This window comes from Frigoribacterium sp. PvP121, from assembly GCF_017833115.1.
GTDB classification, from domain to species: domain Bacteria; phylum Actinomycetota; class Actinomycetes; order Actinomycetales; family Microbacteriaceae; genus Frigoribacterium; species Frigoribacterium endophyticum.
Window position 1 is genome coordinate 2177280 of the sequence record NZ_JAFIBR010000001.1, and the last position, 17887, is coordinate 2195166.

Genomic DNA, 17887 nt, shown 5'->3' on the forward strand with positions numbered 1-17887 from the left:
TCAGCGCTCACGTCGCGGTCAGCTCTCCCCGCCGGCGCTGCCGCTGGTGCCGGCCGTCACGTCGTGCAGCCGGTAGCGGTCGATCGCCTGCTGGACGACGCTCGGGTCGACCTCGCCGCGGCGGGCCAGGGCCTGCAGCGTGCGGACGACCATCGACGGGCCGTCGATCTTGAAGAACCGACGGGCCGCGGCGCGCGTGTCGCTGAAGCCGAAGCCGTCGGCACCGAGCGTCAGGTAGTCGCCGGGGACGAACTCGCGGATCTGGTCGGGAACGGCGGCCATGAAGTCGCTGGTCGCGATGAACGGACCCTCGCTGCCCCGGAGCTTCTCCGTGACGTAGGGGGTGCGCTGCTCGGCGCCGGGGTTGAGGAAGTTGTGCTCCTCAGCGGCGAGGCCCTCGCGGCGCAGCTCGTTCCAGGAGGTGACGCTCCACACGTCGGCGGCGACGTTCCAGTCGTCGGCGAGCAGCTGCTGTGCCTCCAGGGCCCACGGCACGCCCACGCCGGACGCGAGCAGCTGGGCGCGCGGGCCCAGGTTGTCGGCGCTCTTGAGCTTGTAGATGCCGTGCAGCAGCCCGTCGACGTCGAGGTCGTCGGGCTCGGCGGGCTGGGCCATCGGCTCGTTGTAGACGGTGATGTAGTACATGACGTTCGGGTCGGAGTGGGCCGGCGAGCCGTCCTCCGTCGTGCCGTACATGCGGTCCATGCCCGCCTTGACGATGTGGCCGAGCTCGTAGCCGAACGCGGGGTCGTACGAGACGACGGCCGGGTTGGTCGAGGCGAGCAGGAGCGAGTGCCCGTCGGCGTGCTGGAGGCCCTCGCCGGTCAGCGTCGTGCGGCCCGCGGTGGCTCCGATGATGAAGCCGCGTGCCATCTGGTCGCCGGCCGCCCACATGGCGTCGCCGGTGCGCTGGAACCCGAACATCGAGTAGAAGACGTAGACCGGGATGAGCGGCTCGCCCTGCGTCGAGTACGAGGTGCCCACGGCCGTGAAGGCCGCGAACGCGCCGGCCTCGTTGATGCCGACGTGCAGCAGCTGGCCCTGGGGGCTCTCCTTGTAGGCGAGGAGGAGCTCACGGTCGACCGACGTGTAGTGCTGGCCGTTCGGGTTGTAGATCTTGGACGTCGGGAAGTAGGCGTCCATGCCGAAGGTGCGCGCTTCGTCCGGGATGATCGGGACGATGCGGTGGCCGAAGTCGGGCGAGCGCAGGAGGTCCTTCAGGAGGCGCGCGAAGGCCATCGTCGTGGCGACCTCCTGCTTGCCGGAGCCCTTCTTCACGACATCGTACGACTTCTGCTCGGGCACGGCGACCTGGGTGTACTTCGAGCGGCGCTCGGGCACGTAGCCGCCGAGCGCGCGACGGCGCTCGTGCAGGTACTGGATCGCCTCGTCGCCGTCGCCGGGGTGGTAGTAGGGCGGCTGGTAGGGGTTCTCGTCGAGCTGCGCGTCGGAGACGGGGATGCGCATCTCGTCGCGGAACTGCTTGAGGTTGTCGAGCGTGAGCTTCTTCATCTGGTGGGTCGCGTTGCGGCCCTCGAACGACGGGCCGAGGCCGTAGCCCTTGACCGTCTTCGCCAGGATGACGGTCGGCTGGCCCTTGTGCTCGGAGGCCGCCTTGAACGCCGCGTAGACCTTGCGGTAGTCGTGGCCGCCGCGCTTGAGGTTCCAGACCTGGTCGTCGGTGAAGTCCTTGATGAGCTCCAGGGCGCGGGGGTCGCGGCCGAAGAAGTTCTCGCGGACGTAGGCGCCGCTCTCGGCCTTGTACGTCTGGAAGTCGCCGTCGGGCGTCGTGTTCATGAGGTTGAGCAGGGCGCCCTCGGTGTCGCGGGCGAGCAGGTCGTCCCACTCGCGGCCCCAGACCACCTTGATGACGTTCCAGCCCGCGCCACGGAAGAAGCTCTCGAGCTCCTGGATGATCTTGCCGTTGCCGCGGACGGGGCCGTCGAGGCGCTGCAGGTTGCAGTTGATGACGAAGTTGAGGTTGTCGAGCCCCTCGTTCGCCGCCACCTGGAGCTGGCCGCGGCTCTCGACCTCGTCCATCTCGCCGTCGCCGAGGAAGGCCCAGACCTGCTGGTCGGAGGCGTCCTTGACGCCGCGGTTGGTGAGGTACTTGGCGACCTGGGCCTGGTAGATCGCGTTGATCGGGCCGAGGCCCATCGACACGGTCGGGAACTGCCAGAACGAGGGCATCAGGCGGGGGTGCGGGTAGGAGCTCAGGCCGCCGGTGTGGTGCGACTTCTCTTGACGGAAGCCGTCGAGCTGCTCGGTGCCGAGACGGCCCTCGAGGTAGGCGCGGGCGTACATGCCGGGGGAGGCGTGGCCCTGGAAGAAGACCTGGTCGCCGCCGCCGGGGGCGTCCTGACCGCGGAAGAAGTGGTTGTAGCCGACCTCGTACAGCGCAGCGGAGGAGGCGTAGGTGGAGATGTGGCCGCCGACGGAGATGCCGGGGCGCTGGGCACGGTGGACGGTGACGGCGGCGTTCCAGCGGATCCAGCGGCGGTACCGGCGCTCGAGGTCCTCGTCGCCGGGGAACTCGGGCTCGTCCTCCGGGGCGATGGTGTTGACGTAGTCCGTCTTCGGCACCATCGGGACGCCGAGGTGCAGCTCGCTCGACCGCGTCAACAGGCTCTTCATGATCTCGCGAGCGCGCTCGTGGCCCTGCGTCGCGACGAGGGAGTCGAGCGACTCCCGCCACTCAGCGGTCTCTTCCGGATCGCGATCGGCCTTGTCGACCGTGTACGGATCCTGGTCGTTTACCGTCACCCTTGACCTCTATCACTCGTGGTTGACATCAGCTGCCGCCCGACTCGGGCGGGCAGACGCCAGGGCTGACACGGCCGGGTAACGGCAGTCGTCGGCGTCTGACTGGTCGAGTCTAGTTGCCTCCGCCGACGGAGGCTCGGCAGCCGCTGGGAGGCGTCGAGAGCCGGTGGTGGGCACGCCGCGGGCGAACGGCCTTGCGGCCACGCGCCTCCGGCGTAGTATCGACGATCGTGTCATCGCCGGCCGACCGAGCCGACGAGGGAGGAACGCGCAATGGCTCTGGAGAACGACATCCAGGCACCTGACTTCGACCTGCCGAACCAGTTCGGCGAGCACGTCCGGCTCTCGGACTTCCGGGGCGTCAAGCCCGTGGCGCTGGTCTTCTTCCCGCTCGCCTTCTCGAGCACGTGCACCGCCGAGCTGTGCACGCTGCGCGACAACCTGGCGATGTTCCAGGACCACCGCGTCGAGCTGATCGGCATCTCCGTGGACTCGAAGGCGACGCTCCGCGCGTTCGCCGAGGACGAGGGCTACGACTTCACGATGCTCGCCGACTTCTGGCCGCACGGCGAGGTCTCGAAGGAGTACGGCGTGTTCCTCGACCACAAGGGCTTCGCGACGCGCGCGACCTTCCTGATCGACATCGACGGCGTGATCCGCGAGCACTTCGTCACCGAGCCCGGCCAGGCCCGCTCGATCGACGACTACCGCACGGCCCTCGACGCGCTGGTGCCCGTCCCCGCCTGACGCGACGGGGCCCGGCCTCGGCCGCGGTAGCATCGTCCCGCCGCGCACCCGCGGTGCAGGGGCCTTTAGCTCAGTTGGTAGAGCGCCACGTTTACACCGTGGATGTCGTCGGTTCGAGCCCGGCAGGGCCCACCGTCAGGCACCTGACCGGATCGACGAGGGCGTACGGCGTCGTCGTAGCCATCGAGCTCGGTGCTCTCGCGCATCCGTCATCGCTCGCTCCTCCGGGCGGATCCACGCCTGGGCTCGCGAGGAGCGTCTCGGCGCCCGCCAGCTGTCAGGTCGACGCGGCAGGCTGGACGTGGATCGACGACCAGGGGGCTGAGCGATGACGCAGGACGATGACGGAAGGGCCCGTCCGACCGATCGGGGCGTGACCACTCGCCCCGTCGCCGCCCGTGCCGTGGCGTTCGCCGTGCCGTCACGGTGGTCGGGTCGGGCCGTCCGTAGGGTCCGCCACGATGCGTTGTGGCCCGACGGCCGGGTCGAGTACGACGTCAGCCTCGTCGACGCGATGTACCGCGGAGCGCCGGCCGACTACTCGGCCGTCGCCCACGCCGTCGGCGACCGCTGCCCCGAGCTCGGGGCAGGCCCGTGGATCGACGACCGGGCGCTCGAGGTCGACGGCCCGGGCTTGCCGGCGGGGCGAGCGGTCGACGCGACCGAAGGCGCTCGACGGGAGTTCAGGTCGCTGCCGATCACGCCCCGGCGATCGCACCCTCACCGGTGGCGCATCGTGGTCGGCTCCCTCCTCCTCGCGGTGGGGACCGCCGGCCTGGCCGTCGGGGGAGCCGTGGGGCCCGCGGCGTTCCTCTGGTTCCTGCCGACCGTCTGCGGGCTGGCCCTCCTCGGGAGTCTCGTCGGACGGCACCGTCGCCGGTAGGGCGGCGGCTGCGGTGCGGGGGGAGGTGTCAGGCCGGGACGCCGGGGAGCGTCAACAGCGCCACCGCCAGCGCGGCCGCCACCGCACCCAGCACGATGATGACGATGCCCGGGGCCGGGCTGCCGCCCGCCCGCCGCGCGACGATGAGGGCGCCTCCGACGACGCCGACGAGACCGAGGACGAGGAGGGTGATCGCGAACAGCACGGGGGCCTCCGGGGTCGGGGGAGTCGAGGGGCGAGCGACGAGGTGCGCGACACGGTACCAGCCGGGGCGCGGGGCGCAGAGCCCGAGCCCCGGGCCTAGGGTCGAGCGATGATCGTCGTCGCGGTGACCCGCTTCCTGGCCGGTGCCTTCCTCGCCAACGCCGTCCCGCACGGAACGGCGGCGCTCCGTGGGCGGGAGTTCCCCAGCCCGTTAACGACACCTCCGGGGGTCGGCCTCTCGTCGCCCCGCGAGAACGCCGCGTGGTCGCTGACGAATCTCGTCGTCGGCACGGCCCTCCTGCTCGCCGTCCGTCGGCGCGCCGGGTCACCCGCGTGGGCGGCGGCCGGGGCGACGCTCATGGGCGGCTTCCTCGGGTGGTGGTTCGCGCCCGCACGACGGGAGGCGCGCCTCCTCGCAGTCCCTCTCGAACGGTGATCAGGTCCGGGCCCCGAGCAGCACCCGGCGCGCCTCAGCCCGAGGCGCCCGCCACGGTGCTGGCCCGCACGACGAGCTCGGGGGCGAAGACGACGCGCCGTGGCTCGCGCGTGGGGTCGTCGATCTCTTCCTGCAGGATCTCCATCGCCGTCTGGCCGATGAGGCCGCTGGGCTGACGCACCGAGGTCAGGGGCACCACGGCGGCCCGCGCGAAGTCGATGTCGTCGTAGCCCACGAGGGCGACGCCGTCGGGCACCCGCAGGTCGCCGAGCATCACCAGTGACTGGAGCACGCCCATCGCCACGAGGTCGTTCGCCGCGAAGACGCCGTCCGGCCGATCGAGGGGGAGAAGGCGGGAGCTGCCGCGTCGGCGGCGGAGAGCCATCGGCCGCACGCCGGCCCCCGGCCCCGGACCCTTGCTGGCCCGGTCAGGCGCTGTCGCGCCACACGATGTCGGTCGGCAGCAGGACGCCCACGGCACGGTCGGTGCCGCCGAGCTGGTCGAGCACCTGCTGGGCGGCCCGACGGCCGAGGTCCTCCGCCGGCTGCCGCACGGTCGACAGCGCCGGCGTGCAGCGCAGCGCCCACGAGCTGTCGTCGAAGCCGACGATGCCGATCTGCCCCGGCACGTCGACGCCCCGCCGGTGCAGCACGTCGAGGGCCCCGGCCGCGACGGCGTCCGACGCGGCGAAGACGCCGTCGACGGTGGGGTCGCGCCGCAGCAGCTCCGTCATGCCGTCGACGCCGGCGGTGTAGCTGTAGAACGGGTTGCGGACGACGAGGTCGGGGTCGAAGAGGTCGCCGAGGGCGGCCCGGAAGCCCGCGAGGCGGTCCTGGCCCGAGTCGCGGTCGAGGCCGGAGGCGAGCATGCCGACCCGGCGCCGACCGGTGCCGAGCAGGCGGCGGACGATCGCCTCGGCCGCCGCGGCGTTGTCGATGCCGATGTAGGGGATGTCGGGGGCGTCGAGCGGGTGGCCGACGAACGACGCGGGGAGGCGCAGCTCGGCGACCGCCTGGGAGATCGGGTCGCCGGTGCGGGCCGACAGGATGATCGCGCCGTCGACGAAGCCGCCCCGGAGGTACTCGACCACGCGGTCGCTGTCGCGGCGCGAGTCGATCATCAGGGTGACGAGCTGGTGGTCGGCCTGCGAGAGCACCGCGTTCGTGCCGATCAGGATGTTGCCGATGTTGGGGTCGTCGAGCACGACCGAGTGCGGCTCGTGCACGATCAGCGCGACGGCCCGCGACCGCTGCGTGACGAGGTTGCGCGCGGCGGCGTTGCGGACGTAGCCGACCTTGGCCACGGCGGCCTCGACGGCCTCCCGGGCCTGCGCCGACACGTAGGGCTCGTCGTTGAGCACCCTCGAGACGGTGCCTCGCGAGATGCCCGCCTCGGCGGCGACGTCGTGGATCGTGGCCCGGCGCCGGGGGGCTGGCTGACCAGGCATGGGAGTCACCCTAGCCGACCCTGGACGGCCGGGCGCGGAGCCCCGGCGCCTGCCGTGTTGACAAACCCGGACGTCTGGGTTTTACTCTGTGAACGTTCCCAGAAAGATGCACCGAGGCTCTCGCCGAGGATGTGTGGGAACGATCACAGACACTGTGTGTGAACCTTCACAGACGAAGGGCTCCGGCCTGGCGTCGGCGGGGGAGAACCCGACGACGAAGCCGAGGCCCCCGTGCTGACCCAGACCCTCCCGCAGCCCACCGCGCTCGAACTCGGGCTCGACGGTCTCGTCTTCGGCTGCGACTACAACCCGGAGCAGTGGTCGCGGGAGACCTGGGTCGAGGACGTCGCGCTGATGCGCGAGGCCGGCGTCAACCTGGTCGCGATCAACATCTTCGGCTGGTCGCACGTCGAGCCCGAGCCCGGCCGCTTCCGCTTCGACGACCTCGACACGGTCATCGACCTGCTGCACGAGGCCGGCATCGGCGTGAACCTCGGCACCGGCACCTCGTCGCCGCCGCCGTGGCTCACCACGCGCCACCCCGAGGTGCTGCCCGTCGCGGCCGACGGCACGACACGCTGGCCGGGCGGCCGCCAGGCCTTCTGCCCCAGCTCGCCGGTCTTCCGCGAGCGCGCCCTCGAGCTCGTGCGGGCGACCGCCGAGCGCTACGGCTCGCACCCGGCCGTGAAGCTCTGGCACGTCTCGAACGAGCTCGGCTGCCACAACGCCCTGTGCTACTGCGACGAGTCGGCCCTCGCTTTCCGGGCCTGGCTGGAGGCGCGCCACGGCACCGTGGACGCGCTGAACGCCGCCTGGGGCACGGCGTTCTGGAGCCAGCGGTACTCGTCGTTCACCGAGGTGCTGCCCCCGCGGGCCACGCTGTCGTTCGTCAACCCGGCCCAGACCATCGACTTCCACCGCTTCAGCTCCGACGCGCTGCTCGAGCACTACCGCGCCGAGGCGGAGGTGATCCGGCTCGCCAGCGCCGTGCCGATCACGACCAACTTCATGGTGGCCGCCCACATCAGGAACCAGGACTACTGGACCTGGGCGGGCGACATGGCCGTCATCGCCAACGACCACTACCTCGACCACCGCCTCGAGCGGCCCGAGGTCGAGCTCTCGTTCGCCGCCGACACCACCCGGGGCCTCGCCGGAGGCGCGCCGTGGATCCTGATGGAGCACTCGACGGGAGCCGTCAACTGGCAGCCCCGCAACCTCACGAAGGCGCCGGGCGAGATGCTCCGCAACACCGCCTCCCACGTGGCCCGCGGCGCCGACGGCATCTGCTTCTTCCAGTGGCGCGCCTCCGTCAAGGGCACCGAGAAGTTCCACTCGGCGCTGCTGCCGCACGCCGGCACCTCGTCGCGCACCTGGCGGGACTCCGTCGAGCTCGGCGCCCTCGCCGGCCGGCTCGGCGAGCTGCGCGGCTCGCGGGTCGTCGCCGACGTCGCCCTCGTCTTCAGCTGGGAGAACTGGTGGGCGGCCGACCTGGAGGCGCACCCCACAGCCGACTTCTCGTACATCGAGCAGGTCCACCGCCTCTACGGCGCCCTCTGGGAGCTCGGCGTCACCGTCGACGTGGTCGCGCCCGGCGCCTCCCTCGACGGCTACGCGCTCGTCGTGGTGCCGAGCCTCTACCTCGTCCGCGACGAGCACGCGGCCGTGGTCGACGAGTTCGTCGCGGCCGGCGGCTCGGCCCTCGTCACGTTCTTCAGCGGCATCGTCGACGAGACCGACGCGGTGCGCGTCGGCGGCTACCCCGGGGCGTTCCGCGACCTGCTGGGCGTGCGGGTCGACGAGTTCTCCCCGCTGCCGGTCGGCGGCCGGGTCGAGATCTCGGGCGGGCCCGTCGGCGCCACCGGGTCGCTCTGGTCGGAGCCCGTGGAGCTCGTCGGCGCCGAGGCCGTCCTGGGCTACGCCTCCGGCACGCTCGCCGGTCGCCCCGCCGTGACGCGGAACGCGCACGGCCGAGGCCTCGGCTGGTACGTCTCGACCGAGCTCGACGCCGCGACGCTCCGCCACGTCGTGGCCCGCGCCGTCGACGAGGCCGGGGTCGCCCCCCGCAGCGAGGTCGCCGGCCGCGCCGGGGTCGAGGTCGTCCGCCGCGTCGGCGACCAGCACGAGTGGGTCTTCGTCCTCAACCACTCCGACGACGTCGTCGTCCACGAGTTCTCCGGCTACGACCTGGTCTCCGAGCAGCACGTCTCGGGGCCCGTCGAGCTCGCCGCGGGCGGCTCGCACATCATCCGCCAGGACAGGAAGGCATCATGACCGTCACCTCCGCCCGCTCGCGAGGTCGCCGCGCGACCGACGAGGCCCCGCGACCCGAGGCCCCCGGCCGCAGGAGGGGGTTCCGCTACCGCAAGGCGATCGCGATCTTCGTCCTCCCGTTCGGCGTGCTCTTCGCGGCCTTCTACCTCACGCCCATCCTCTACGCGGTCTGGCAGTCGCTCCAGAAGATCGAGCGCGAGGGCACCTTCGGCGCCCCCACCCAGGTCTTCGGCGGCCTGGCGCAGTACGCGCTGGTCTTCCAGAACGGCGAGTTCTGGTCGTCCATCCTCCGGGTGCTGCTCTTCGGCGTCGTCCAGGTGCCGGTCATGCTCTTCCTGGCCCTGCTCTTCGCCCTGCTCCTCGACTCGCCCCTCCTCCGCGGCAAGCGCTTCTTCCGCCTCGCCTTCTTCGCCCCGTACGCCGTCCCCGGCGTGATCGCGGCCATCATGTGGGGCTACCTCTACTCGCCGAGCCTCTCGCCGTTCTCCGCGGTGACCTCGAGCGTGGGCCTGCTCGACGGCGGCACGGTGCTGTGGGCCATCGCCAACGTCGTCACCTGGGTCTTCGTCGGCTACAACATGCTGATCATCTACTCGTCGCTGCTCGCCATCCCGACCGAGATCTACGAGGCCGCGCGCCTCGACGGCGCCTCGCAGTGGCGCATCGCGGTCGCCATCAAGATCCCGCTCGTCATCCCCGCGATCGTGCTCACCGCGGTGTTCTCGGTCATCGGCACCCTTCAGCTGCTCACCGAGCCGCTGGTCTTCCGCCAGTTCACGTCGACGATCTCGTCGACCTTCACGCCGAACATGCTCGTCTACTCGACGTCGTCGGTGCCCAACTTCAACCTCGCCGCCGCGTTCAGCGTCGTCCTCGCCGTGGCGACGTTCATCCTCTCGATCGGCTTCCTCCGGTTGACCCAGCGGAAGGCCGACCAGTGACCGTCGACGCACCCACCCGTCCCGCCCAGTCGTTCGACGACGCCAGCGCCCCGGCGCCGAAGCGCGGCCGCGGCCCCCGCGAGAGCGTCATGTCGCGCTCCGCCGCGATGATCATCATGGGCGCCTTCACGCTCTACTTCCTCATCCCGATCTTCTGGCTCTTCGTCTCGTCGACCAAGACGCTCGACAACTTCAACAGCGGGCCGGCGCTCTGGTTCTCGGCGACGTCGCTGCAGGACTTCGTCGGCAACATCGGGCAGCTCTTCACCTACAACGACGGGATCTTCCCGCGGTGGATGCTGAACAGCATCGTGTACGCCACGGTCGCCGGAGGCCTCGGCACGATCCTCTCCGCGATGTGCGGCTACGCCCTGGCGAAGTACCGCTTCCGCGGTCGGGAGGCGCTGTTCAACGTCTTCCTCGGCGGAGTCCTGGTGCCCGCGACGGCGCTCGCGCTCCCGCTCTTCCTCATCTTCAGCCAGGTGCAGCTGACCGACACGTTCTGGGCGGTCTTCCTGCCGAGCATCGTCAGCCCGTTCGGCGTCTACCTGAGCCGCATCTACGCGGCGTCGAGCGTGCCCGACGAGATCATCGAGGCCGCGCGCATCGACGGCTCGAGCGAGCTCCGCACCTTCTTCACCGTCGCGATCCGCCTCATGTCGCCCGCCCTCGTGACGGTGTTCCTCTTCCAGTTCGTCGCGATCTGGAACAACTTCTTCCTGCCCCTCGTGATGCTGCGGTCGCAGGAGCTCTTCCCCGTGACCCTCGGCCTCTACACCTGGAACTCCAACGTGAGCCAGTACCCCGAGCTCCGCACCCTGGTGCTCGTGGGGGCGTTCGTCTCGATCATCCCGCTCCTGGTCGCCTTCCTCAGCCTGCAGCGCTTCTGGCGCAGCGGCCTGGGCTCCGGCGGGCTCAAGTGAGCCGCACCGGCCCGCTCGACCCGCACCGCGCCTCCTCGTCTTCCCTTCCCCACGGCAACAGCGTCGTTCCCACCCGTGACCGGGCACCCCGGTCACGCACCTCGATAGGAATCATCATGAACAGATCCCGCGTCCTCACGATCGCGGCCGCCGCCGTGGTCTCGACCATCGCCCTCGCCGGCTGCAGCTCCGGCAGCGGCTCGGACAGCGCCTCCGGCGACTCCGCCTCGTGCGAGGCCTCCTCGGGCAAGGTGACCCTGAACTTCACGACCTGGGTGCCCAACATGGACAAGGTCGTCGCTCTCTGGAACGAGGAGAACCCCGACATCCAGGTCAAGGTCTCCATCGTGCCGAACGGCAACAGCGGCACGTACCAGAACTTCTTCAACCAGCTGAAGGCCGACAACGCTCCCGACATCGGTCAGGTCGAGTACGACACGCTCCCCGCCTTCCGCGTGCAGGACGGCCTCGCGAACATCGCCTCGTGCGACGGCGTCTCCGACGCCGAGGCCGACTTCTCGGACGGCCTGTGGAACCAGGTCACCTTCGGCGAGGACGACTCGGTCTACGCGATCCCGCAGGACTCCGGCCCCATGGCGCTGTACTACCGCAAGGACCTCTTCGAGCAGGCCGGCCTCGACGTGCCCACCACGTGGGAGCAGTACGCCGAGGACGCCGTGAAGATCAAGGAGATGGGCGGCAGCATCACCAACTTCGCCAAGGGCGACGTCAACCAGTTCGCCGGGCTCGTCTCGCAGGCCGGCGGCCAGTGGTTCGACACGAGCGACGGCACCTGGAGCGTCGACATGACCGACGAGGCCTCCACCAAGGTCGCCGACTACTGGCAGGACCTCATCTCGAAGGGGCTGGTCAGCACGCTGCCGAGCTTCACCGACGAGTGGAACAACGCCTACAACACCGACCAGGACTGGACCTGGGTCTCGGCCGTCTGGGGCGCCAACACCATCTCGAGCGGCGCGCCCGACACGTCGGGCAAGTGGGCCGTCGCGCCCATGCCGCAGTGGGAGGAAGGCGAGAGCGCCTCGGCCGCCTGGGGCGGATCGTCGAACGTCGTCTTCAAGGGCAGCGAGCACCCCGCCGAGGCGTCGAAGTTCCTGATCTGGCTGAACACCTCCACGGAGGCGCTGGACGCCCTCAACAAGGAGGCCAACCTGTACCCGGCGTCGACCACCGGCGCCGACCTGCCGGCCCTGACCGCCGGCGTCGAGTTCTACGGCGACCAGCCCATCTATGAGGACTTCGCGAAGGCCGCCGAGAACATCCAGCCCTTCACCTGGGGCCCCACGATGACGCAGACCTACAGCGACATCTCGGACGGCTTCGGCACCGCGGCCTCCGGTGACGGCACCCTGCTCGACGCGCTGAAGGACGGCCAGGAGAAGACGATCGCCGCCCTCGAGGCGCAGTCGATCGCGGTGAAGTAGCACCGCAGCGACGCAGCACCGCACCACGCACGACGACGCCCGTGCCGGAGGAACTCCTCCGGCACGGGCGTCGTCGTCGTCGCGGGTCGCCCCGCGCGGGCCTCAGGCCATGGTCGCCGTGTCGATGACGAAGCGGTAGCGCACGTCGGACGCCAGTACGCGCTCGTAGGCCTCGTTGATCTGGTCGGCGCTGATCAGCTCCGTCTCGGGCACGATGCCGTGCTCGGCGCAGAAGTCGAGCATCTCCTGCGTCTCGCGGATGCCGCCGATGGCCGAGCCGGCCCAGCTGCGACGCGCGGGGATGAGCGCGAACGCCGGCACCTCGAGGGGCTCCGAGGGCGCGCCCACGTTGACGAGCGTCCCGTCGACCCTCAGGAGGCTGAGGTACGCGCCCATGTCGATCTTCGCCGACACGGTGTTGACGATCAGGTCGAACGAGTTCGCCAGGTCGGTGAAGGTCTGCTCGTCGCTGGTCGCGTAGTGCGCGGTCGCGCCGAACCGCAGCGAGTCCTCCTGCTTCGAGGTCGTCTGCGAGAGGACCGTGACGTCGGCGCCGAGCGCCGCGGCGATCTTGACGCCCATGTGGCCGAGGCCGCCCATGCCGACGATCGCGACCTTCGTGCCCTCGGTCACGCCCCAGTGGTGCAGGGGCGAGTAGAGCGTGATGCCGGCGCAGAGCAGCGGGGCGACCTTGTCGTAGTCGAGCGACTCCGGCACGCGGAGGACGAAGTCCTCGGTGACGACGACGGCCTGCGAGTAGCCGCCCTGCGTGATCGTGCCGTCGGCGGGGTCGACGCCGGTGTAGGTGCCGACGTTGCCCTTCGCGCAGTACTGCTCGTCGCCGCGCAGGCAGTACTCGCACTCGCCGCACGAGTTCACCATGCAGCCGACGCCGACCCGGTCGCCGACCTGGTGCTTCGTCACCTCCGAGCCGACCTCGGAGACGGTGCCGACGATCTCGTGACCGACGACCTGCGGGTACTGGATCTCGCCCCACTCGCCGCGGACGGTGTGGATGTCGCTGTGGCAGATGCCGGCGTAGGCGATCTCGATCATGACGTCCTTCGGGCCGACGTCGCGGCGCTCGATGGTCGTCCTGACGAGGGGCTCGGTGGCCGACGGGGCGGCGTAGGCGGTGACGGTGCGCATGGGGGTGCTCCAAGGGTGGTGGTGAGGGGGAGGCGCGGAGCACGACACGAGGTCGCTCCGGTCGCCTGCCACCACGCTACGCGCGGCACCTCCGCGGAGGCAGGCCCCGACAGGGCCCCCTCCGCCGGGCCCCTCCGCGGGGCCCCCTCCGCCGCCCCCGGTCAGTCGTGCCAGGCGGAGACGAGCACCTTGCCGCTGGCCGAGGAGTCCTTCGCGACCTCGAACGCGCGCACGGCCTCCGCGGCCGGCAGCCGGTGGGTGACCACCGCCTCCAGCGAGGGGTCGTCGGTGAGCAGGCGCACGGCCTCGTCGATCTCGTCGTCGAAGCGGAACACGCCGACGACCGTGAGCTCCTTCGAGATGGCCGGCGCGAGGTTCACGGGTCGGGGCTGGTCGGGCACCATGCCGATCTGCGCGACGACGCCCCGACGACGCGCGGCGACGAACGCGGCGCTGATCGCGGGGGAGGCGCCCGAGCACTCGAGCACGACGTCGAAGGCCTCGGCGGGCACCTCGTCGACGCCGAGGCGCAGGACGACGTCGGCCCCGACCGCCGTGGCCCGGGCGAGGGGCTCGGGCAGGAGGTCGACCACGGTCACGTGGGCGGCGCCGCGGGCCCGGGCGGCCGCGGCGGCGAGCAGGCCGATCGGCCCGGCCCCCGACACGAGCACGCGCGCCCCGATGACGTCGCCCGCCCGGCCGACGCCGTGGAGGGCGACGGCGAGGGGCTCGGCGAGGGCGGCCCGGTCGAGGGGCAGGCCCTCGGGCAGCACCCGCACCATGGCGGCGTCGACGACGAGGTGCTCGCTGAGGGCCCCCTGCGTGTGCGGTCGGGTGGACGCGCTGCCGAGGTAGGAGCCGCCGGGCCAGAGGTGCGGGGCGTCCTCGACCCCGGGCGCCGACGTGCCGCGGCGAGCCGGGTGGACGGTGACGGGGGTGCCGGGCGCGAGGCGGCCGCTGGGGTCGAGGTCGACGCGGCCCGAGAGCTCGTGCCCGGGGGTCAGGGGCTCCTCGACGACGAAGGCCCCGTTGGCGCCCTCGAAGTAGTAGTGCAGGTCGGAGCCGCAGATGCCGACCCACTCGACGCGGATGCGCACCTCGCCCTCGGTGGGCTCCGGCAGGGGCACCTCGCGCTCGGCGAGGCTCAGGGCTCCGTCGATCTGGATGGTCTTCATGGTCGTGTCCTCCACTGCTCTAGACGACGCTCGTCATGCCGCCGTCGACGAAGATGTTCTGCCCCGAGACGAAGTCGCTCGCCGCCGAGGAGAGGTAGACGAGGGTGCCCTGCAGCTCCTCCACCCGGCCCCAGCGCTGGGCGGGGGTGCGCTGGCGCAGCCAGGCGTCGAAGGTCTCGTCCTGCCAGAGGTCGGTGTTCATCTCGGTCGCGAAGTAGCCGGGCGACAGGGTGTTCACCTGCACGTTGTGCCGGGCGAGGTCGGCGGCCATGCCGCGGCTCAGCTGGGCGACGCCGGCCTTGGTCGCCGAGTAGGGCGCGATCGTCTGCCGCGCGAGCATCGACTGCACGCTCGCGATGTTGACGATCTTGCCCGAGCCGCGCTCGACCATCCCGGGGGCCACGAAGCGCGAGACGTAGAACACGCTCGAGAGGTTCGTCCTCACCACCGCGTCCCAGTCCTCGACGGGGAACTCGGTGAAGGGCGCCCGGCGCTGCACGCCGGCGTTGTTCACGAGGACGTCGGGCACGCCGTGCTCCGCCACGAGCTCCGCGACGGCGGACTCGACGGCCGCGGCGTCGGTGACGTCGAAGAGCGTCGCGGCGGGGCGGCGGCCGGTCGCACGCTCGATCTCGTCGCGCGTCTCCTCCAGGGCCGCGGCGTCGCGGCCGTGCACGACGACCCGGGCCCCCGCCTCCGCCAGGGCCGTCGCCAGGGTGCGGCCGAGGCCGCGGGAGGAGCCGGTCACGAGGGCGAGCCGGTCGGTCAGGTCGAACAGGTCGTTCACGATGTTCCTCTCGAGGGGCCCTGCCGGCGGACGCCGGGCAGGGGCGGGGCAGTCAAGGGCCGTGCCAGGGCGGGGCGGGCCGTGTCGGGGCCCGGACGGGGAGGGGCTAGAGCAGCGCGCCCACGCCGAAGACCAGGAGGGCGGCGGCGAAGCCGAGCACCGACTCCACGGCCTGCTGCACGGTCCAGACGCGGAGCGTCGTCTTGACGTCCATGCCCATGAGGCGGCCGACGAGCCAGAAGCCCGAGTCGTTGACGTGGCCGGCGAAGACCGAGCCCGCGGCGGTGGCGAGCACGACGGCGGCGAGCTGGACGGGGTTGAGGTCGGCCAGGGCGACGGCGGGGGCGATCAGGCCGGCGGCCGTCACGAGGGCGACCGTGGCCGAGCCCTGGGCGAGGCGCAGGATGGCCGCGATCAGCCAGGCGGCCACGATGACGGGCAGGCCGAGGTCGCCGAGCACGTCGGCGAGGGCGTCGCCGATGCCGGAGGCGCGGAGCACGCCGCCGAACATGCCGCCGGCGCCGGTGATGAGCACGACGGAGCAGATCGGGCCGAGGGCGCTCTCGAGCACCTTCTCGAGGGCGCTGCCGCTCACGCCGCGGGCACGGCCGAGGACGACGGCGGCGACGAGCACCGAGATGAGCAGCGCGATGCCGCTGGTGCCGACGAGCACGAGGGCCTGGACCCAGGTGGCGTCGCCGTCGACGACGCCGACGGACGAGAGGGAGGTGAGGCCGGTGTTGAGGAGGATCAGCACGAGCGGCACGGCGAGGACGGCGATGACCGTGCTGGCCTTCGGCGGGTTGCCGGCCTGCACGTCGTCCTTCTCGTCGCCGAAGAGCGAGAGCACGGGGAGGGGGATGCGCGCGTTGACGTACTTGGCCCACAGGTAGCCCGAGACGTACCAGAGCGGGAAGACGATGACGAGGCCGGCGAGCAGGACGATGCCGAGGTCGGCGCCGAGCAGCTCGGTCGCCGAGACGGGGCCCGGGTGCGGGGGCAGGAAGACGTGCATGACCGAGAAGGCGGCGGCGGCGCTGATGCCGTAGAGCAGCATCGACTTGCCGCCCATGCGGCGGGCCACGGCGAAGACGATCGGCAGCATGACGATCAGGCCGGCGTCGAAGAAGATCGGGAAGCCCATGATGAGCGAGGCGAGGCCGAGCGCGAACGGCGCCCGCTTCTCGCCGAAGACGTCGACCATCCGGTCGGCGAGCACCCGGGCGCCGCCCGACGACTCGACGAGGCGGCCGAGCATCGCGCCGAGGCCGACCAGCAGGGCGACGGAGCCGAGCGTGGTGCCGAAGCTCGTCACGAGCAGCTCGGCGATGGCGCCGGTCGGGACGCCGGCGACGAGCGCCGTCAGCGCCGCGACGATGACGAGGGTCAGGAAGGCGTGCAGCTTGAACTTGATGACCAGCAGCAGGATGAGCGCGATGGCCCCCGCCGCGATGGCGAGGAGCGGCCCCGCCTCCAGAGTCTGTGTCCAGTCGTCCATGTCGATCTTCTCCGTTGAATTCGTCGGGCGAGGTGCGCCGTCCCACGCCGGAGCCCGGTGCGGGCCCTGCGTCCGGGTCAGGGTGCCATAAAAAGTAGGACTTTTGCAAACGGACTGACCCGGACACGGCGGCGGGCGCGACGCACCCTCGCCTCGACGAGCGTCAGAGCGGACGCGACTCGCGCAGGATCTCGGCGAGCTCGGTCATGTGCTCGGCCTGCGAGCGGTAGTCGAGGGCGGCGCCCGACCAGCCGTCGTGCACCTGCCCCGCGGCGAGGGCGGGGTGGGACGCGAAGGTGGGCTGCGCCTCCAGGTCCGCGGTCTGGAAGCCCTCGTTGTTGACCAGCAGCACGTCGCCGGTCATCATCTGGCTCGCGTTCTCCCAGCTGAAGATGTCCCAGTAGTAGTACCCGTCCGGGTGGAGATCCGTGTACCGGACGCCGAGGCTGCGGTACAGCTCGGTCTCGGGCTCGTCGGCGGGCTTCGTCACGTAGACGCCGTCGGCGTCGGCGTACATCGCCGTCACCTCGACGTCGCTCTCGTCGGCCGCCGCCGTGAGGTCGGCCGCGGCGGCGTCGAACTCGGTCTTCGCGTCGGCGATCGTGGCGTCGTCCACGCCGAGCGCCGAGGCGAGCCGGTTCACGCTGTCGATGACGTCGAGGCCCGAGCCGCCGACCTCGATCGCGACGACCGGGGCGATCTTCTCGAGCTGGGCCTGCTGCTCGGCGTCGGCGAAGCCGTAGTACGGCGCCTCGAGGTCGAGGGTGCCCTCGCGGTCGGTGGGGTAGATGCCCGTCACGATGAGGTCGGGGGCGGCCTCGGCCAGGGCCTCGAGGTCGATCTCGCCGTAGGAGTTCCCGACGATCGCGGTGTCGTCGAGGTCGGCGCCCTCGAGGCGTGCGTCGCTCGCGACGTCGTAGCGGCCGAACAGGGCCACCGGCTCGACGCTGTAGCTCATCAGGCCGATCGCGTAGTCGGTGAAGCTCGCGACGCGTTCGGGGCGGTGGTCGAGCTCGACCGTGGTGCCGGTGTCGTCGGTGAAGCTCCAGGCGCCGGTGTCGGCGCCGTCGGCGGCGGGGGAGTCGCCCCCCGCGTCGGTCGAGCAGCCGGAGAGCACGAGGGCGAGGGCCGCGACGGGCGCGAGGAGGCGGAAGGGGCGGAGGGGGCGGCGCACGGCCGTCGAGATGGTCACGAGAGGTAAGGCTAGCCTACCC

At 71.4% G+C, this 17887-nt stretch carries 16 protein-coding genes and 1 tRNA gene; 8 read left to right on the forward strand and 9 right to left on the reverse strand.

What is annotated here, in order from left to right; translation table 11 throughout:
• Positions 1–18: 18 nt before the first annotated feature.
• On the reverse strand, positions 19–2763 hold the full coding sequence (aceE, locus tag JOE43_RS10135; protein ID WP_209517472.1) for a pyruvate dehydrogenase (acetyl-transferring), homodimeric type: 2745 nt from the start codon (positions 2761–2763) through the stop codon (positions 19–21).
• A gap of 273 nt (positions 2764–3036) precedes the next feature.
• On the opposite strand from aceE, the gene JOE43_RS10140 reads away from it, so the two are divergent.
• From JOE43_RS10140 to JOE43_RS10150, 3 genes are all read left to right on the forward strand, one after another.
• Entirely contained in the window at positions 3037–3510 is a 474-nt protein-coding gene (locus JOE43_RS10140; RefSeq protein ID WP_209517474.1) for a peroxiredoxin, read from the forward strand.
• A gap of 59 nt (positions 3511–3569) precedes the next feature.
• Positions 3570–3642, forward strand: a tRNA-Val gene (locus JOE43_RS10145).
• A 241-nt stretch (positions 3643–3883) separates the two neighbouring features.
• On the forward strand, positions 3884–4393 hold the full coding sequence (locus tag JOE43_RS10150) for a hypothetical protein (RefSeq protein ID WP_209517476.1): 510 nt from the start codon (positions 3884–3886) through the stop codon (positions 4391–4393).
• Between the two features lie 28 nt (positions 4394–4421).
• On the opposite strand, the gene JOE43_RS10155 is transcribed toward JOE43_RS10150, so the two are convergent.
• Positions 4422–4598 (reverse strand): hypothetical protein, encoded by a 177-nt coding sequence (locus JOE43_RS10155; RefSeq protein ID WP_209517478.1) that lies wholly within the window; start codon positions 4596–4598, stop codon positions 4422–4424.
• 108 nt (positions 4599–4706) lie between these two features.
• Between JOE43_RS10155 and JOE43_RS10160 the strand changes: the two genes are divergently transcribed.
• The gene (locus JOE43_RS10160) at positions 4707–5033 is read left to right on the forward strand and encodes a hypothetical protein (RefSeq protein WP_209517480.1); all 327 of its coding nucleotides are present in this window, start codon (positions 4707–4709) and stop codon (positions 5031–5033) included.
• A gap of 34 nt (positions 5034–5067) precedes the next feature.
• Here the strand turns inward: JOE43_RS10160 and JOE43_RS10165 are convergent, their stop codons facing one another.
• Positions 5068–5418 (reverse strand): substrate-binding domain-containing protein, encoded by a 351-nt coding sequence (locus JOE43_RS10165; RefSeq protein WP_209517482.1) that lies wholly within the window; start codon positions 5416–5418, stop codon positions 5068–5070.
• Positions 5419–5461: 43 nt separating this feature from the next.
• Positions 5462–6481 (reverse strand): LacI family DNA-binding transcriptional regulator, encoded by a 1020-nt coding sequence (locus JOE43_RS10170; protein ID WP_209517484.1) that lies wholly within the window; start codon positions 6479–6481, stop codon positions 5462–5464.
• A gap of 231 nt (positions 6482–6712) precedes the next feature.
• Here JOE43_RS10170 and JOE43_RS10175 point away from each other — a divergent pair, with 231 nt between their 5' ends.
• The 4 genes from JOE43_RS10175 (at position 6713) to JOE43_RS10190 (ending at position 12064) form a co-directional block, all read left to right on the forward strand.
• Entirely contained in the window at positions 6713–8755 is a 2043-nt protein-coding gene (locus JOE43_RS10175) for a beta-galactosidase (RefSeq protein ID WP_209517486.1), read from the forward strand.
• The gene (locus tag JOE43_RS10180) at positions 8752–9696 is read left to right on the forward strand and encodes a carbohydrate ABC transporter permease (RefSeq protein ID WP_243861369.1); all 945 of its coding nucleotides are present in this window, start codon (positions 8752–8754) and stop codon (positions 9694–9696) included. The genes JOE43_RS10175 and JOE43_RS10180 overlap by 4 nt, the downstream gene beginning before the upstream one ends.
• Positions 9697–9785: 89 nt before the next feature.
• Positions 9786–10619 (forward strand): carbohydrate ABC transporter permease, encoded by an 834-nt coding sequence (locus JOE43_RS10185; RefSeq protein WP_167259466.1) that lies wholly within the window; start codon positions 9786–9788, stop codon positions 10617–10619.
• Positions 10620–10735: 116 nt separating this feature from the next.
• Complete coding sequence (locus tag JOE43_RS10190) at positions 10736–12064, forward strand: ABC transporter substrate-binding protein (RefSeq protein WP_209517488.1); 1329 nt, start codon at positions 10736–10738, stop codon at positions 12062–12064.
• A 102-nt stretch (positions 12065–12166) separates the two neighbouring features.
• Here the strand turns inward: JOE43_RS10190 and JOE43_RS10195 are convergent, their stop codons facing one another.
• From JOE43_RS10195 to JOE43_RS10215, 5 genes are all read right to left on the reverse strand, one after another.
• Positions 12167–13213 (reverse strand): NAD(P)-dependent alcohol dehydrogenase, encoded by a 1047-nt coding sequence (locus JOE43_RS10195; RefSeq protein WP_209517491.1) that lies wholly within the window; start codon positions 13211–13213, stop codon positions 12167–12169.
• A 161-nt stretch (positions 13214–13374) separates the two neighbouring features.
• The gene (locus tag JOE43_RS10200) at positions 13375–14388 is read right to left on the reverse strand and encodes a zinc-binding dehydrogenase (RefSeq protein WP_209517493.1); all 1014 of its coding nucleotides are present in this window, start codon (positions 14386–14388) and stop codon (positions 13375–13377) included.
• Positions 14389–14407: 19 nt separating this feature from the next.
• Positions 14408–15175: an SDR family oxidoreductase gene (locus tag JOE43_RS10205; RefSeq protein ID WP_209517495.1), complete on the reverse strand. Its 768-nt coding sequence runs from the start codon at positions 15173–15175 to the stop codon at positions 14408–14410.
• Positions 15176–15281: 106 nt separating this feature from the next.
• Entirely contained in the window at positions 15282–16673 is a 1392-nt protein-coding gene (locus JOE43_RS10210) for a GntP family permease (protein WP_056054456.1), read from the reverse strand.
• Between the two features lie 163 nt (positions 16674–16836).
• A complete protein-coding gene (locus JOE43_RS10215) occupies positions 16837–17865 on the reverse strand; it encodes an ABC transporter substrate-binding protein (RefSeq protein ID WP_209517497.1) in 1029 nt (342 codons plus the stop codon).
• Positions 17866–17887 lie beyond the last annotated feature (22 nt).

What these genes read in the sequence shown, in the direction of transcription:
- JOE43_RS10140 (WP_209517474.1), top strand. Translation starts at nt 3,037, where the DNA reads ATGGCTCTGGAGAACGACATCCAGGCACCTGACTTCGACCTGCCGAAC.
- JOE43_RS10160 (WP_209517480.1), top strand. Translation starts at nt 4,707, where the DNA reads ATGATCGTCGTCGCGGTGACCCGCTTCCTGGCCGGTGCCTTCCTCGCC.
- JOE43_RS10165 (WP_209517482.1), bottom strand. Translation starts at nt 5,418, where the DNA reads ATGGCTCTCCGCCGCCGACGCGGCAGCTCCCGCCTTCTCCCCCTCGAT.
- JOE43_RS10170 (WP_209517484.1), bottom strand. Translation starts at nt 6,481, where the DNA reads ATGCCTGGTCAGCCAGCCCCCCGGCGCCGGGCCACGATCCACGACGTC.
- JOE43_RS10180 (WP_243861369.1), top strand. Translation starts at nt 8,752, where the DNA reads ATGACCGTCACCTCCGCCCGCTCGCGAGGTCGCCGCGCGACCGACGAG.
- JOE43_RS10185 (WP_167259466.1), top strand. Translation starts at nt 9,786, where the DNA reads ATGTCGCGCTCCGCCGCGATGATCATCATGGGCGCCTTCACGCTCTAC.
- JOE43_RS10190 (WP_209517488.1), top strand. Translation starts at nt 10,736, where the DNA reads ATGAACAGATCCCGCGTCCTCACGATCGCGGCCGCCGCCGTGGTCTCG.
- JOE43_RS10195 (WP_209517491.1), bottom strand. Translation starts at nt 13,213, where the DNA reads ATGCGCACCGTCACCGCCTACGCCGCCCCGTCGGCCACCGAGCCCCTC.
- JOE43_RS10200 (WP_209517493.1), bottom strand. Translation starts at nt 14,388, where the DNA reads ATGAAGACCATCCAGATCGACGGAGCCCTGAGCCTCGCCGAGCGCGAG.
- JOE43_RS10210 (WP_056054456.1), bottom strand. Translation starts at nt 16,673, where the DNA reads ATGGACGACTGGACACAGACTCTGGAGGCGGGGCCGCTCCTCGCCATC.